Raw genomic sequence first — 15,215 nt, forward strand, 5'->3', positions numbered from 1 at the left:
GAGCAACGTGTCGATGAGACTAGCGGATTCAGGTGCAATATAGGGTGAGAACAAAAGGGTTTCTCTCTGGTGATTCACGATTAATCCATCCCGGAGACGAAACCCTTTGCTTTTACAGCTCATTTTACTTTAAACTTCCCAAAATTAATCGTAAATCCGTACGGATTTATCGGCGCGCCAGTTTCGTTGCCTATATATCATCTTAATCAAAAACGGAGCACCCCTGTGGAGCAAAAAAAGAAATATGAAGTGACGGTGCTCCTGCCCGCCTATAATGAAGAGGGCAGTATCGGTCGCACCATCGAAAAAATAAGAGCACTGCATCCTGATTTTGAAGTTCTGGTTGTGGATGACGGCTCAACAGACAATACCATGCAGGTGGCTATGATCGCCGGTGCCAATGTCTGGCCACACCCCTATAATATAGGCAATGGTGCCGCCATTAAAACCGGCCTTCGTTGCGCCCAGGGAGAATGGGTGTTGATGATGGATGCCGATGGTCAGCATCAGCCCGAAGATATTGCTAGGCTCCTTGAACATAAAGACAAATTCGATATGATAGTTGGGGCAAGAACCTCGCAGTCGGAAACAAGTGTTCACAGAGACCTAGCGAACTGGTTGTACAACAAATTTGCCTCGTACGTTACCCGTTTTAAAGTACAGGACTTAACTTCAGGTTTTCGCGTGGTGCGCCTATCGGTAGCTAAGCAGTTTATCTATCTCCTTCCTAATACTTTTTCCTACCCTTCAACGTTAACCCTGGGCTACCTTCGTAGTGGTCGCAGTGTCAAGTATGTTCCTATTCAGGCAAAAGCTAGAAAAGGAAAAAGTAAAATTAAACTGCTCCGTGATGGAACACGATTTTTTTTGATTATCACGAAGATCGCGACACTCTTTTCTCCGTTTCGGGTGTTTCTGCCAATCAGCTTCTTCTTTTTTTTGACGGGCATACTGTATTACGCGTACACCTTCATAAACTTTGGGCGTTTTACGAACATGTCTGCACTGTTATTTAACAGTGCTATTATCGTTTTTATGATCGGACTGGTTGCGGAGCAAATCAGTCAGATGCGTTATGATAGGGTTGAGTAGTGTGGACAGGCATAAACCAAAATTACTTGTTTTAACAACAACATTTCCGCGTTGGAAAAATGATACCGATCCACCTTTTGTTTATGAGCTTTCAAAGCGCTTGACTTCTTCTTTTGATGTCACTGTTCATGCGCCGCATTATCCAGGGGCGTCTGTGAAAGAACAGATGGATGGTATACATGTTCACCGATTTCGATATTTCTTTGCCCCTTTTGAGCGGTTAGCAGGTGGGCGAGGGATTGTTCCTAAACTACGGAAAAATAAAATTTACATCTTCCTTCTTCCGCTATTTCTTGCATCACAGCTGTGCTCACTTATTTGGCTAGTCTATAATAAACATCCTGACATAATACATGCTCACTGGTTAATCCCTCAAGGGCTTTGGGCTATCGTATTAAAAAAGCTGTTCAATATTCCGGTGATCATAACTGCGCATGGGGCTGATGTGTTTGCTCTACGCTCGCCTCTTGTCATTGCCTTAAAAAAACAGGTCGTCAAAGAGGCTGATACGGTTTTAACTGTCAGCGAAGCTCTTGCTGAGGTACTCAGCAGCGATACAAGAAGTTATGAGCAGCCTTCCATCATCCCTATGGGGGTCGATTCTTCACTTTTCACGCCAGAAATGCGCAATGAAGTGATTAGAAAACGTTATGGGATTTATGGACCGTTCCTACTTTTTGTTGGTCGTTTGACTGAAAAAAAAGGGGTTTCGAACCTTGTTGACGCCATGACCACTGTGACTAAAAACGTCCCTGAAGCAAAACTGCTTATTGTGGGGAGTGGAGAATTGGAGCATCATTTGCGTCTTAGAGTGTGCCAACGTGGTCTTGAAAATGCCATTATTTTTGCCGGTGGAGTTCCAAACAAAGAATTACCTTCCTATTATGCAACAGCCGATATATTTATTGGGCCTTCTGTTAAGGCTGAAGGTGGAGATTCCGAAGGGTTTGGACTGACTTTTGTCGAGGCTGTTATGAGTGGTTGTCTGGTAATAGGAACGAACGTCGGGGGGATTGAGGACATCATTACAGATGAAAAAACAGGATTTCTCGTGCCAGCAGGTGATGTGAAATTTTTGGCTGAAAAAATTATTCATACCACTAAAAGCATCGAAAGCTACACAGGCTTGAGAATCCGAGCAAGGGAGCTGGTTATAAGAAAATATGATTGGAGGAGGATCGCTGATCAATACAAAAAAGCTTTAAATATGGCGTTGTTGAAATGAGTCCCTGATTTAAGAGTTTTTAGTAAAATGTTTAGAGTTTTCCAATGTCTTCTCAAAAAGTTCAGTATATTGCCTTACCATCCGATCAACCGTAAACCTCTCTTCAATTTTAGACCGATTGTATTCACCCATTTCATAACGTTGAGCAGGATTATCCGCCAATAGCTGAATCTTCTCGGCAAATTCGCTAACATTTCCCATGCGGCACAAAAAACCACCCTGTCCTTCATCGATCAATTCCGGCAATGAGGAACAGTCGGTAGCAACCACAGGCAATCCGCAGGCCATTGCCTCGGCTGCTGCCAGCCCGTAGCCCTCTCTGACTGTAGGAAACAACAAAATGTCAACAGATTGGTAGATGGCGGGCATTGCCTGGTGTGGGATGGCGCCCAGGCAATCAAGCTGCGGATGACTGGGAAGCGAATTGCGGGTGCGCAGCCCCGCCGTATATATAATTTTTATGTTAGGTTTGAGGCTATTAGCTATCGGAATAAGCCACTGTGCTCCTTTTCTTTGGGTTAGGTTGCCACAAAACAAAACTTTTATGATTTTTTTGGGGTAGTTTTTTTTAGGTGTTGTCGGTCTAAAAAAATTATGATCAACACCGTTGTATATCACTTTGATTGGTATATTTGTGGGTAAATCTTTTCTGGCCAGTTCGGCAGTAAATCGGCTGACCGCTGTAATAACATTAGCCTTGGTAACCGCCAGTTTAGTGAAGAGCCGCAGGTCGGTTTTGTAATGGATGTTTTGTAGCAGGCTGCTGTACGGAGTCATCCAAGGGTCAAGGATATAATTGTGAAATGTAATGATTGAAGGAGTGGTGCGATGTTGAAAAAAACAGGCGTAATCAGGCGTTGTATGGATTAAGTTTGCGTTTTTGGTGTTGACGGCTTTTTTTAAGAAGAACGGCACATAGGTCAGCTTTGGAGGATAGCTCTTGACTTGATAACCGACGATTTTATCTTCCAATGCTTTATGAATAATATAGGCCCCATTCCCGGTTGCCATGGGACTTACAATCTTCATGTTGCTCTGATAAAATCATAAATCCTCTGGCTGGCCTGATCATCGCAATGTTCAAAAACTTTTTCCCGAACTACTTTTCTTTGTAAAGCCCAATCCTTTGTATCAGGTTCAACTAAACTTGCCTGCAATGCAGCCTGATTCATGACGATGGGTCCTGGGGTCATTTCCTCATAGGCAAAAAGCAGTTTTCTCTCATCTGCGATATAATGGTCCATGTCATAAGGAAAAAAATAGACAGGCCTGTCCAGAAGGAGATAATCAAAATAGATTGATGAAAAATCCGTGATCAAACCATCGAAAAGAGAGAGTGCCGGATAGATATCACAATCTGGTGCATAATGAATAATATTGGTTGTGTTTTTATCTTTAAACTGCTGAACCATGAGCGGGTGGAGCTTCATGACAAACAACATGTTATTCTTGCTTGCAAAATCGTTTAGAGACTGCAAACTTAATATATTTTCTGAAAAAGGAGAACTGAGGTCGGAACGGAATGTGGGTGCGTAAAGAAAAATTTTATTCCCATCAGAACGAGCAGTCTCGATGATTCCTATGGTTTCAAGGTCACAGTTAATCCAGATTGGTGAGCTTTTGCGCATGTTCTTTTGTCCCTGAAAAAGAACATCGTTCCTGGGGTAACCAAGTTCAGCAAAATATTTAGCACGAAAGGCGGACGAGAATGCTGTTTGAGTAATATATTTCGATGTGGATAACAGCAGATGGTATTTTGGATAGCGTCCAATGATTCTTTTTTGGATGCGCAAAATCCAGCGGGGAAAAAATCCAAGCTGTTTGAGTCTGCGCCGATGTAGGGGGAGCTCAATCTCTTTAAGGGGGATGCCATGCCATAATTGGATGAGTTTACTGTGGCTGGAAAGTTGAAATTTCCCTCCACTTATCCATTCTGCGCTGTCCATCACGACATATTCCGCTGTAAGCAGTTGGTAAAGAGCGCGAAGACCTGGGTAAAAGAGACAGGGTAAGGAGTACCCCCGCATCTGCTGAATGGTGTTTCTGTATGAGGAGAGGAATGTTGCTGAAAAAACGGGATCCTTTTTTTCTTGAAGAAAGAGAAAAAAATGTTTGGCATTGTCACTGAATAACCCGTTTCCCCGCCCAATAATAACAAGACGGTTTTTCTTCTTTGGAGTAAGGAACGCAAGAGGAAGAAAAATCATATTTGCCAATAATGCCGAAAAGATAAGAGCAAAAAAACGATATGTTTCCCGCCAGAGAACTTTATTCATTGACATGGTTTTTGGATTTTTTCAATGATCTGCGTTGTTGAAATGGATGGTGTGCGTGGTAGATAAATAACCTGGCACAAGCTTGAGTATACGTCGAATTTTCCCTTCCAATCATCTCCCATTACCAGTATATCCGCTCGATATTTTTTCAGGTACTCCCCTTTACGTTCAAGCGATTCTTCATAAAAGACTTCATCCACATAGCGGATACTTTTGATTATCTCCATTCGTTCCTCTTCACTGTACACAGGATATTTTCCTTTTTTGGAAAAATTCAAATGATCGGTTGACATACCGACAATGAGGTAATCACCCATCTCCTTTGCGCGTTGCAGTATCCGGAGGTGTCCAAGATGAAAAACATCGAAGGTGCCAAAAGTGATAACTCGTTTCATATTAGTTCCCTGAAATCGTATCAAGTTATCGCTGCTTTGTTTGATGTCGCAAACGCTGGATTTGGTATGGGACGCTTGTGTAAAGCCGTACCAGGAATTCCGTAAAAAGAGAAGGTTGTTTGATGAGCAGTTTGATCGCTAGCCCCCACTGCTTCATTTTCAGAGTTTTTAAGAACGGAAAATACTGCAATTCTCGCTTGATCATATGAATTTTTTTTTCAAGTGCGGCTCTGTTGTGTGCTGTCAGTTGCATGCGCGTATTTGCCTGCATGAAGACTTCAAGTTTGCATTCGGGATAGGCATGTTCTGCTGACAGGGAGCCAGGAGTCAATCGGTAATAGTACATTGCCTTGGGAATATAGATTAATTTTATACCACGTTCGATTAATTGGAGGTAAAATTCGGTATCTTCAAAAAAAATTCGAGTAGAGTGGCAAAGCTGGAATTTTCGTATGAAACTAAGTGGCAGTAGAGGATGTATCAATGAACGAGGTTGCAGGATGAAATTTGCAAAAGAAACGGAAACCGGATCCTTGCCGTTTGCGCCAAAAGCATGGGGGCCATAGATTCTTCTCCAGGGAACCAGGCCTGCGGGCGCATCATGGCACTCCAAGGTATCATCAAAAACGAGCACATCATCACGGGAATTGGCTGCATTAATCATGTTCTCCAATCGATCAGGTGCCCAGATGTCATCTGCATCAGTTAAAGCCACCCATTGTCCACGTGCAAGACTGATTGCCTGATCACGCGCTTGACCGGGGCCCATGTTCATCTGATTGTTGATAATGAATATGCGGGGATCGTTGACTTCCTGAACCAATTTTTCCGTTGTATCGGTGGAGGCATCGTTGCAGACAATTAACTCAAGATCAAAAACACTTTGTTGGAGTACGGAGTTAATTGCCGCTTGAATTGTACGGGAGGCATTCCAAGCCGGAAGGATAACCGATACTAGAGGGGCTATATTCATCATTGTCAGAAAATGTTATAATTTGTCATTACATTTCAAGTTATTGCGGATGCGAGCATATTAGAATCATATTCATATTAGCGTAGTCATGATATTGAGGTCAGGAGGTATGGAATTGCATCTACCTGGTTGGCAGTTCGTGGTTAATGAATTTTTGCCACCACTTTAATATTCGTCCAATGACGATATGTTCTTTTAGTCTTTGCCAAGCGATGGCTCGTCGTTGCATTTCCATTAGAGCTTCAACAGTCTCGGTGCGACGGGAACCATGAGATTCTTGATTTAAGACATCCAAAAGCCAAGAGGAAGATTCCGTTAATAATTTTTGATAATGATGGCTGTAGGAGGTGGTCTTTGCGTTTTCATGGCGGCGATAACGTGAGAGATAACAACCTGCGAACGTTGGGGGGACAACACGAAAGAATCGCAGCCACAAATCTTGATCCATACAATAGTGAAGGTCTTCATGAAGGCTACCCGTAACATCCAGCAAATGACGAGTCCAAAAAACCGAAGGCTGCGCTATGGACATCGATTGCCAAAGCAGAAAATTGATCATGCCGAATGACTGGGGAATGGGCCGGCAAAAAGTCACTCCGCTTCGTTCATCATAGCCTTTAACCCCGCCAATCATCCAGCAGGAAGAATCAAGTTTCATGTTGTTTGCAACGAACTCGAGTGAGCCATTAAGCAGGATATCATCTGAGCACAACCATCCTAATATATCGCCAGAACACCGAGCAAAGCCTTTATTGATCGCATGACTCTGGCCTCTATCCGGCTCGCTGCCCCAATACGTCAACCAAGGCTCGTATTTTTTAATGATTTCGACTGATTCATCTGTGCTTCCACCATCGATGATTATGTACTCAAGGTTTGGATAATTTTGCAACAAGACCGAGCGAATTGTTTCCTCGATATAACATCCTTGGTTATAAGAAGGGGTGACGATGCTGATACGTGGCCAGTTCCCACCATCAATTTTTTTAGGAGCATGTTGATTTGATTCTCTAGTCCAAGGCCAATTTATTTTTTTTGATGGAGGTGGAGGAAGTATATTCAATAATCCCATGGATAACTCGCAATGTTGCTGCTAACTGCGCAACGTTTTTTTAGCGATATGTTGGTGCCGTTAATAAATAGCATGCCCAACGTCTATGCTTACCGATTTTGCTAGTATCGTTAAGTTTGACATTCTTTCCGTTCGTCTGCAGCGAGAACTTGCTCGTAGAGCTTACGATAACACTCGGCGACTACCGGGTAAGCGAATCGTTGCACCGCATCTAAACGCGCCTGTTCGCACAGTCGGGCATACCGCTTGGGAGCGGCTAACACCCAACGAATTCCTTGGGCCAAGTTCTCCGTGTCGAAGGGGGCTGCTAGCCAGCCGGTCTGCTCATGGGTGATAATGTCCGGTAGCCCACCGATGTTAAAGGCGACCACCGGCGTTCCGCAGGCGAGTGACTCAATGGCTGTGTTCGGTAAATTATCTTGGCGGGAGGGGACGACAAATACATCCGCCGCGCTGTAGGCCAGTATCAAGCTCAGGTCGTCTTGTAATCGTCCCAGAAAGTGGGTAGGCAAGGGCAACGCGGCATGTTTTGCAGCTTCAGACTGGCCAAAAATCACTAGGCCATCTGGAGCAGAAGGGCCAGATGCAATACGGGTGAGGGCATCGAGTGCCAGATCTCCACCTTTACGGGGATCCGTGAGTCCGCCTGGTGCGCCGAGAAGAACCAACCGTGCAGTTGGATCAAGGCCGAGTGCCGCCCGTGCCACAGCTTTTGGTACAGGGTGCCATTGATCGGAATCGATCGGATTCGGGATAACCTCGATAGGCCAATCACCAAACAGAACACTCTCCCGCGCGCAGTCGATAAGCCAACGGCTCGGGCAGACGATGTGCATCGGTTTGCGCCAGTGTCGACGTTTGCGCGACCAAACAGACCGATTGAGGTCTTTTCTGCGCTCTTCGGGGGGACAGTTGTCCTGCCTGTAGCCAACACGAAAACGAGCATTCTGACCGTCGCCACCGTAATGCTCGGCACCACAGAAGGCCCACATATCATGCAGAGTCCAGACAACGGGCTTCGTGAGGTGGCCAACCTCCGCCACTGATAAGGTGTTTGGCCCAAGCCAGTGTAAGTTTAAAATATCTGCATCACTGGCATTTAATTCCCGACCCAAGCGGGAATCGGGCCAAGCTGCAGAATGGATGATCGGGTTGGTCGTGTGAAATCCGTGCATGAGTAACCGGGCCATAAGCTTCCGGAAACGTTGGCTGATCGGACCACTTCCGCTTGCCGCCCCCCCCTGAACCAGACTGTCATCGCCAATCCGTTGAATAACGCGCATGCGTGAAGCGATCCCTGCCGCTACCTGGCTGCGATGAATACGGAAAGCCGCTCGAGCGGCCCCCCCGATCATATCAGAGTGATTGACGTGTAGAATGCGCATTTGAGAAACAGGGCGTAACAGCGAATCCATATCTAAGAGCTCCAGATTGCACGCGCTAGACGATGCCGTAGTCGTTTGGGCAAACGCTCTAACCAGAGAAAGATGAGCTGCGAGCGCCTCTCTGTAACTCGCGCTGATTCGACGACCAAGTCACCCTGCCGATTGAAGGCGCGTCCATAGGCGACCCGTTCTTGCGGTGACAATCCCATCGCGGCCAGTGTACTATCCCAGGAATATCGAAAATGAAAGGTTTGCGGCAGGTGACATTTGATAACGGGCCAAAAACAGTTGGCAATTAGGTAGCGCCCATTCAATCGCAGATGGTGAGCGGTAGCCTCAACCAGGCTCAGTGGATCAAGGACGTGCTCGAAGACATCGGTAGCGATCAGAACATCATATTCACCAGTTAATTCAGTCTGATAACGAACATTTTCTGTCGCTGCCGCACACTTGATCGCTGCCGGATGCGGATGCGGTTCAATAACTTCTACTTCGGCACCGGGGCAAGTTACACCAATCATCCGCGCTAAAGTGCCGTACCCCCCACCATAATCTGCGACACGTTTCGGGTTTTGAGCGGCAACCCAGCTGACAAAATTACGGCGATTCTCCAAGCTGAGATCGTGCTGCTCAATAAATAACCCATTTAGCAGCCAGACGGGATGCTGATAAAAAGCTGTGACACGCTCATCCATAACTTGTGAATCACAGCCTAGGTCGTCCCAAACTTCGTCCATCAACTGCCAGATTTCTTCCAATGTTGGATAATGATTGTTGTAGCGATTCGAAATTGCTTCAAGCCAAGGGCCATCTTTGTCGATAAGTGGCAGGTTAGCTACTAATTCAACGATCTTCGGTTGTGGATTAGTCATATATATGCTTAAAGTTCCAATCAATAATTTCCTATACAGATATTTCTTTTATTTTTTCAGGATGTTTGGGGAATCTATTTCAGAATAGGGCGTTCGTTTCAGATTAAGGGCTTTTCAGATCTCCGTCGTATTATTCTCAAAGCGAAGCGGATAATACGCTTCGGAAGGTCGATCATCCGCCGATGCAACCGTTGATGAATCCCTCCAAAGTGATGGTCAAAGACATACTGATCCGCGTGCCGATCCTGCTCTATAAGGCTTGGATGGGTGAGTGGGCCTAATGGCTGCGTTGGCACACCATCTTGCTCGGTGGCGGTTAAGGTATGGGTTGCATCGGGCCCAAAACCAATATTTGTTACTAAATTCGCATTTGGTGTTGCGGTTAACCCACCACCATGCCAAACATTCGCTGTCCAGAGATAGGCCCATGAGTCAATTGCCCCAGCCATCACCTGATCGAAGATAGTGTTCCAGTAGCGTCTTTCCAACTGATCTGGCGTCTTTTTGAGCCAGTCGTTCGAATCCTGCCACTGCGGCCAGAAGGGCAAGTCTCCTTGATAATGCTGCCAGGCACGTCGCCAAGTTGCCCAACCCCAGCAGTGGTTATATTTAGAGAAATAGTAGGAAGAATCGCCGTGCTTGCGGCCATCCTGGAAATTGTTGCCAGTCACTACCCATACCCGCTCATCTTCCGCATAGCGTTCAAGCAGGCCGTCGCAGAATGTGAAAAAGTCCGGATGCGCGACGCAATCGTCTTCAATAATAATTCCCTGCTCTTCATGCTCAAAAAACCAGGTGATTGCACTGCTAACAGCATTTTTGCAGCCTAAATTATCTTTCCGAAACAGCTTCTTTACCTCGCACGGCCAATCCACTGCGGTCGCAATCTCCCTCGTTTTTGCCACACGCTCTGGTTCCCCCTCACGTTCCTTGCGTGGACCATCGGCTGCAACGTACAAACGGAGCGGCTTGGCTTTCCGAATCGCCTTTAAAGCACGCACGGTAGTTTCTGGTCGATTGAATACCAGAAACAAAACCGCAGTATTCAGTGGATCGAGAGGAGGGGAAGTCTTTGTCATGAACTTTCACCTTCTGATTAAATAATAAATACTACCTCGGGAATCATCCAGCGGGTAACTTATCATCCATTTTGAGACTCTCGAATTTTATCCAGAAAACGATACTCATCGTGAACCATCTCCCTGAGAGCAGCCAGACTGTCGTCAGACACTTGCACTTGATATCTAGCTTTACGAATGTGCATCGCCCCAAGACTTAACCCTGTTTTATTATTCAGTTCATCAACGCCTTTATTGAAATTATCACTAAAAAAGAAGTGGGACAGTTTTCTTACATTAGATACAGCTTCGTTAATATCGAAATTAGAGGAAAACATATAAAGTTGATTAAGTAATTGTTCCCTGGGGATTTTCGACAGAAACGCATCGAAATCACTTCCAAGCCATTTCCCCTCAGTTGCCATACATGGATGAGCAATCTTGTTTACAGAAAAATCCATGAGCATGTTGTAGTGTGATATCAAACGTTTTACAGGATCTCTAAAACAAGAGACCGTAAATGTTTTATCGGGAAGGGAAAGCTTGTGATAAGGCGTATGAGAAAACGCGTAGAAGTATGTTCCCTTGTCGATGTATTTTACATTCCAGCCTACATAAATCAATCCGTTGGCAAGAAGGCGATGGTCAAATGATTGAGCCAGTTTGGCATACAGGTGATTCGGGTCCTCTCCCGACAAAGACAAAAACATTTTGTTTAATGAGGTTCCTCCAGTTTTGCGTATGTGAACCAAGTAGACTCGCTTGTATCCTTGGATATCATAATTTTGGGTGAGTCTACGATATTTGGATTCTTCCACAATTGCTTTGCCGCAAGCAAAGGCATTTTTGATGATTTTCTTAGCAAATTGTTTAGGTTTCATGCGTTACTTTTTTGATGAATAAGGATTTTTGTGGAAAAAGCCTTTTCTGAAAAGCAAGTTCTTAAATCTACGCGAACGGGCTGTGTTCACCTTCTTTGCATGTATGACTTACCCACACTCATTAACTGATCCTTGGTTTCCTTCCCTGGGGGGGGGGCTTTCTCAAAACGGCCTGTTCCCATAAATAAGGGCTGAATTTTGTCCAGGCCTTTTCCCCATCCGTGAATAGCGCCTTTGGGTCGTAGATGACCTTCTTTATTAATGTTGCTACTTCATCTGATTCTACAAGGTTGGATGTTTTAAAAGTTTGGGAATTGATCGTATCAAGCAGGAATTGTTTAAGCGGTCCTTGCATCCATTGGACGATCGGTGAGTTGAAACCGATCTTTGATTTCCGGTATGCAACTTTTTTCGGCATCAGGCCGGAAGCCGCATCCCTAATGATCACCTTTGAGTAGCCGTTTCGGATCTTCGAAGTCCAGGGCAGTGAGAAGGCCAGGGAAACTATCCGGTGGTCCATGAAGGGCATGCGAATTTCTACACCATTGGCCATTGAATAGCGGTCATAGTTCCGGAGAAGCGTCGGCAGGATGGTTTCATGAGTCCGCTGATGCAACAGTGTGGTCAGATTGTCCAGCCTGCCATATTCGGGGTGGTGGATATACAACGATGATTGGCCTTTTCTTTTCAACAGGAGCGAAAGGAACCTTTTGGCCTGATATCTCAGCCAGAAGCGGGGCTTTGCCGGAAGTTCGGCATTGTGCCGCAATGCATCGGCAGAAAAGGAGTCATAATAGGTGTCGAGGACCATCTTCGCCTTGTGAAAATTGCAGCCCGCATCAGCCAGTGCTTCGATAAAGTCAAACCGGTAACCTCCAAAGCATTCATCGGCGCCGTGACCATCCAGCGTGACCTTGACCCCATGCTCCCGCATGGCGCCATAGGTGAGCATGAAGGGAATCGGCGAGGTTATATAGAGGTCCTCGAATAGGTAGAAATACTCACTAAGGCGGTCCAGCGCCTTGAGCGGGTCAATATCCAGGAAGGTCGCCTCGATCCCAAGATGATCAGTAACCATTTTGGCGTATTCGGTCTCGTCCAGCGGGGTTCCGGGAAAGGAAGCAACAAAGGCGTGCTGCCAGTCGGAACTGAGCCGGGTGCCGGGCTGATGCTGGGATATGTCAGCAACCGCCGAGATCGTCGCACTCGAGTCCAAGCCGCCGCTCAGAGCAGTGCCGATCGGCACGTCGCTGCGCATGCGGATCCGGCAGGCGTCCATGAAAAGTTCCCGGAACATTTCGACCTGTTCTTCATATCGGGACGGGGCTTTAATTAAGTGGTCGAGGGTACACCAGTAACGCTCAAGGGAGAACCGATCGTCTCGTACCCGTCCGTAGTAGCCCGCTGGGAACCTTTTTATCCCTTTGATAACGCATTCGTCGGTGGCCTCGTAACGGAATATTCGGGAGTGGTCCTTGACCAGGGCGATATTCGGCCGGACTGCATTGAGCAGGGGAAAGAGCGCCTTCATCTCCGAGGCGAAAGCGAAACCATTCGGCAGTGCAGTGTAGAATAAGGGCTTTTTGCCGAAGCGGTCACGGCTCAGGAACAGTTCCTTCTCCTGTCGGTCCCAGATGGCGAGGGCCCACATGCCGTTGAATTTTTCCAGGCAGCTTTCGCCCCACCGGATATAGGCGGCCAGGATCACTTCGGTATCTGAATCGCTCCGGAAGGAATAGCCATCCTTTTTCAGTATCCCCCGGAGTTCAATGAAATTATAGATTTCGCCGTTGAAAGTGATCCAATAACGGTCCTCACCGTAGGACATCGGCTGTTTACCTTGCTCGGACAGGTCGAGGATGGCCAGGCGGCGATGGCCCAGGGTAATCCCTACATCCTGCCAGAGGCCGGAATCGTCCGGCCCGCGGTGGGCCATCCTATCGGTACAGGTTCTGGCCAGTTCGTCCGTAATGTTTCCAAGATATCCGAAAATACCACACATGGTCAGTCTGACAGTTTGAAGAAAAGAGTGTTGATAGTTTTGGCAAAAAGGGAATAACCTTTGTCGACAAGGAATACATACAGATCTGTTTTTTGGGGATCGTTCAGATCGAAGTCGAGACTCTCAATCAGGATTATGGTCGGTCTGTATTTCTCCCAGTTATTCGCCTTAAGAACCTGTAGATCATATCCTTCGACGTCAACCGACATGAAATCGATCTTTTGGTTACTTTTTAAATTTTCGTCGAGCAGGTTGCCCAAGGTCTGAAGCTCCAGGTCTTGTCGAGTCAGTAGTGGCTGGCCTCTATTGATGTACTTTTCTGCCAGCTCACTAGAAAATGTATTTAAGGCAGGCTCCTTGAACATATAGTATGGAAGCTTACCTCTGGAATCAGATATGGCACATTCGAGATTTATATCTTCAGGTCTTAATCTTTTAAAAATATTCATGCTGCCAGGGGTGGCATCCACGTTGATTCCCCTCCATCCGTTTCGGTAAAACAAGTATGTGTTTGAGAAGCGGATGGGGTGATGAGCTCCGATGTCGATATAGAAACCGTTTTTTTCACCCTTCCCCTCGAAGAATCTGTTCAAAACCAGATCCTCTCCTTCCTGAGAAAAGCTCTTTCTGGACCACTTTGTTTCAGGCAAGAAAGGTTCTCTGATCTTGATCGCAAGTTTTTTGATGCGGAATGCGATATTCATGATAGTGACCAACATCCCCTTATCAAAACAGGACCGACGCCTGCATCGCCATATTTTCCAGATTTGTAATAATCACCAGCCTCTACGTCAATTCTACCAATAAAACCTTTGGGCCAGTCTGCTTCAGCTCCATCTGCAAGTACTCTCGCAGCAATATGATACTGGCCGGGAGAGAATGGAAAATCATCTATCTTGCATTTGATAACCCCATCTGAATCAAAGTCAAAAAGAACATTTGCATAATGACTGTAAAATACAGATAGAGTATCGCCGAGGCTATTGTGGATCGAAAAACCAATACTTACATTTTTTATAGATAACTGTATTGTGGATAAGCAAGTGAATACCAATAATAAGGAATCTCCACTGCATATAGACTTAATATATACACCTTTTTCGTTCTCCATGTGAAAAGATGCCAGTCTAACCAATCCGTTTCCACTTCTTTTCATATATTCTAAGTTGTTGTCGGTGTCTTCAACGGACATGGTGGATAAATATGAATTTATTGCAACTTTTGTTTCGGCGATTAATTGTATTTTTCCAGAATTTAAAACCAGAACACGATCGCAAAGATTCTGTATTGCTGCCATTTGATGGCTAACGAATAATACTGTCCTGCCTCCTTGTGCTACCTCTCCCATCTTTCCCAAGCATTTCTTTTGAAATTGCGCATCCCCCACTGCAAGCACTTCATCGACGATTAGGATCTCCGGTTCTAGATGTGCAGCCACTGCAAAAGCGAGACGCACATACATGCCACTGGAATAGCGTTTTACTGGTGTATCGAGAAATTTTTCAATCTCGGCAAAGTCAACAATCTCATCAAATTTTTTTTTGATTTCGGACCGACTCATTCCCAAAATTGCGCCATTGAGGAAAATGTTTTCCCGACCGGTAAGTTCTGGATGAAAGCCAGTGCCTACCTCCAGGAGACTGGCTACACGACCTTTAATTTTGACCCGTCCACTGGTTGGCTCGGTAATGCGACTAAGAATTTTCAGAAGGGTCGATTTCCCTGCGCCGTTACGCCCGATGATTCCGATTCGGTCGCCCTCCTTAACTTCAAATGAGATATCCTTGAGTGCCCAAAATTGTTCCTTAATTTGCCGGTCTGGCAAAGATTTTTGAAAAGGATGAAGAAGACTCTGGCCGATAGAGGAAATCCCACTGGCCAGCACATCTCGCAGGGCAGTATAGGATTCACGCTGCTGGTGGTGCAGGGTGTATTTTTTTCCTAAGTTTTCGACACGAATTACTGTTGTCATATAGCAGCCTCA

General features: G+C 45.8%; 14 protein-coding genes. 2 read left to right on the plus strand and 12 right to left on the minus strand.

Translation table 11 applies throughout. From position 1 onward, the window contains the following. Positions 1-225: 225 nt before the first annotated feature. Both JWJ90_RS08840 and JWJ90_RS08845 read left to right on the plus strand, forming a co-directional pair. Complete coding sequence (locus JWJ90_RS08840; protein ID WP_205226854.1) at positions 226-1,092, plus strand: glycosyltransferase; 867 nt, start codon at positions 226-228, stop codon at positions 1,090-1,092. Position 1,093: 1 nt separating this feature from the next. After that, positions 1,094-2,317, plus strand: coding sequence for a glycosyltransferase (locus JWJ90_RS08845; RefSeq protein ID WP_205226856.1), 1,224 nt, complete (start codon positions 1,094-1,096; stop codon positions 2,315-2,317). Positions 2,318-2,326: 9 nt separating this feature from the next. Here JWJ90_RS08845 and JWJ90_RS08850 read toward each other — a convergent pair whose 3' ends face one another. The 12 genes from JWJ90_RS08850 to JWJ90_RS08905 form a co-directional block, all read right to left on the minus strand. Then, the gene (locus JWJ90_RS08850; RefSeq protein WP_205226857.1) at positions 2,327-3,346 is read right to left on the minus strand and encodes a glycosyltransferase family 4 protein; all 1,020 of its coding nucleotides are present in this window, start codon (positions 3,344-3,346) and stop codon (positions 2,327-2,329) included. Beyond that, on the minus strand, positions 3,343-4,593 hold the full coding sequence (locus JWJ90_RS08855) for a CDP-glycerol glycerophosphotransferase family protein (RefSeq protein ID WP_205226858.1): 1,251 nt from the start codon (positions 4,591-4,593) through the stop codon (positions 3,343-3,345). The genes JWJ90_RS08850 and JWJ90_RS08855 overlap by 4 nt, the downstream gene beginning before the upstream one ends. Further along, the gene (locus tag JWJ90_RS08860) at positions 4,590-4,988 is read right to left on the minus strand and encodes an FAD synthase family protein (RefSeq protein WP_205226938.1); all 399 of its coding nucleotides are present in this window, start codon (positions 4,986-4,988) and stop codon (positions 4,590-4,592) included. The genes JWJ90_RS08855 and JWJ90_RS08860 overlap by 4 nt, the downstream gene beginning before the upstream one ends. Positions 4,989-5,013: 25 nt before the next feature. Next, positions 5,014-5,964 (minus strand): glycosyltransferase, encoded by a 951-nt coding sequence (locus tag JWJ90_RS08865; RefSeq protein WP_205226860.1) that lies wholly within the window; start codon positions 5,962-5,964, stop codon positions 5,014-5,016. 118 nt (positions 5,965-6,082) lie between these two features. Continuing rightward, the gene (locus tag JWJ90_RS08870) at positions 6,083-7,033 is read right to left on the minus strand and encodes a glycosyltransferase family 2 protein (RefSeq protein ID WP_205226862.1); all 951 of its coding nucleotides are present in this window, start codon (positions 7,031-7,033) and stop codon (positions 6,083-6,085) included. 110 nt (positions 7,034-7,143) lie between these two features. Further along, positions 7,144-8,448 (minus strand): glycosyltransferase family 4 protein, encoded by a 1,305-nt coding sequence (locus JWJ90_RS08875; RefSeq protein WP_205226864.1) that lies wholly within the window; start codon positions 8,446-8,448, stop codon positions 7,144-7,146. Between the two features lie 2 nt (positions 8,449-8,450). Next, positions 8,451-9,290 carry a class I SAM-dependent methyltransferase gene (locus JWJ90_RS08880; RefSeq protein WP_205226866.1) on the minus strand — a complete coding sequence of 280 codons (840 nt, stop codon included), beginning with the start codon at positions 9,288-9,290 and terminating at the stop codon, positions 8,451-8,453. A gap of 98 nt (positions 9,291-9,388) precedes the next feature. Then, entirely contained in the window at positions 9,389-10,369 is a 981-nt protein-coding gene (locus JWJ90_RS08885) for a glycosyltransferase family protein (protein ID WP_205226867.1), read from the minus strand. Between the two features lie 62 nt (positions 10,370-10,431). Further along, the gene (locus JWJ90_RS08890; protein WP_205226868.1) at positions 10,432-11,229 is read right to left on the minus strand and encodes a sulfotransferase family protein; all 798 of its coding nucleotides are present in this window, start codon (positions 11,227-11,229) and stop codon (positions 10,432-10,434) included. Between the two features lie 121 nt (positions 11,230-11,350). Then, complete coding sequence (gene asnB, locus JWJ90_RS08895) at positions 11,351-13,231, minus strand: asparagine synthase (glutamine-hydrolyzing) (RefSeq protein WP_205226869.1); 1,881 nt, start codon at positions 13,229-13,231, stop codon at positions 11,351-11,353. A 2-nt stretch (positions 13,232-13,233) separates the two neighbouring features. Further along, the gene (locus tag JWJ90_RS08900) at positions 13,234-13,935 is read right to left on the minus strand and encodes an FkbM family methyltransferase (protein ID WP_205226870.1); all 702 of its coding nucleotides are present in this window, start codon (positions 13,933-13,935) and stop codon (positions 13,234-13,236) included. Continuing rightward, on the minus strand, positions 13,932-15,203 hold the full coding sequence (locus JWJ90_RS08905; RefSeq protein ID WP_205226871.1) for an ABC transporter ATP-binding protein: 1,272 nt from the start codon (positions 15,201-15,203) through the stop codon (positions 13,932-13,934). Before JWJ90_RS08905 ends, JWJ90_RS08900 begins: the two co-directional genes overlap by 4 nt. Between the last annotated feature and the right edge of the window lie 12 nt (positions 15,204-15,215).

Source organism: Desulfobulbus rhabdoformis (assembly GCF_016919065.1).
GTDB classification, from domain to species: domain Bacteria; phylum Desulfobacterota; class Desulfobulbia; order Desulfobulbales; family Desulfobulbaceae; genus Desulfobulbus; species Desulfobulbus rhabdoformis.